The sequence below is a fragment of the Flavobacterium sp. genome (genome assembly GCF_040402835.1).
Classification (GTDB): domain Bacteria; phylum Bacteroidota; class Bacteroidia; order Flavobacteriales; family Flavobacteriaceae; genus Flavobacterium.
The window spans coordinates 404-1,545 of record NZ_JBBALW010000058.1; the positions used below are offsets into that span (position 1 = coordinate 404).

Below are 1,142 nucleotides of genomic sequence, written 5' to 3' on the forward strand. Positions count from 1 at the left end.
TGATAAATAAGTTTCAATTTAAGGCCTTAAATTGATGAATAAGTTTCAATTTAAGACCTTAAATTGATAAAAGAATTTCAATTTAAGGCCTTAAATTGATGAATAAGTTTCAATTTAAGAGCTTAAATTGATAAATAAGTTTCAATTTAAGGCCTTAAATTGATGAATAAGTTTCAATTTAAGGCCTTAAATTGAAAAATAGTTTTCAATTTAAGGCCTTAAATGGAAGATTTTTAATCATTGAATTCTACATAGTTGTGAGTGAGTACATATTCTAGGAGCTACATGATGATATCAATTTCATTAACTTGCATACACATTTCATCACGAAGACACTCGATTTCGAGAACTGCGTGTGAAAGTATCTGATGTGAGAGGGATGGAGGGATACATAGACAAACTCGACATCAGCGATAACTATCGCGCAGGTAAGGGGTACAGACAACTTAACCAATTTATTAATAAGATCACGTGAACATTTAATATATGTTGGGGCGGCGAGCATGAAAGATTTGAGGCGGGTATGTAGGTATCGAGAGGCGAGCAAAGAAGAAAATAAGGTGAGGAGTGCGTGGGTTGGGACACCTGGGGCGGGCTTTCAGAGGGGGTGGTTTGTGTATTTTTGGAAGGATGTAGAGTGAACATAGTTTGAGAGTTTTCCCGTAGTCCCAGTCTTGTAGGATAAATTTCTTGATTTCAATGCTGCAATTATTGAAAGTCTCCATGATTCTCTCAAGATCTTGATATGATTTGTCGATGATTTTGTTGTGCGTCAGAAAGGATGGACATAGTACATAGGTATCTTTATTCTCCAAATGGCGGAGACATTCACCGATATACCAATCCAACGTAGAAGCCAAGGTTTTTGTCTGCGAGACATACACGTATCGTAGAATCTTCTTTAAGTGATTTCAACGATGAGGAGTTGGATCAAACGTAGAGTTTGCAACCCGAAATTGCAAGGCAATGGTAGTTGGAGTTGCGCTAAAAAGAACTCGTCGAAAAAACTGTTCGGCTCGAGATTGTTCTATTTTTGACGATGCACGAGTGATGACGAAGTCAGGTCCAAGACAAAGGGCAGCCTTTTGATCGGTAAAATTATGTAATCTGAACTCTGGTAATAGTCTCAAAATATTTTTTTT

1 protein-coding gene is annotated in these 1,142 nt (G+C 37.0%); it reads right to left on the reverse strand.

Going from position 1 to position 1,142, the window contains the following annotated elements; translation table 11 throughout:
- Positions 1–911: 911 nt before the first annotated feature.
- A partial coding sequence (locus AC9UEH_RS11520) for a hypothetical protein (RefSeq protein WP_509532026.1) occupies positions 912–1,142 on the reverse strand: 231 nt, incomplete at its 5' end.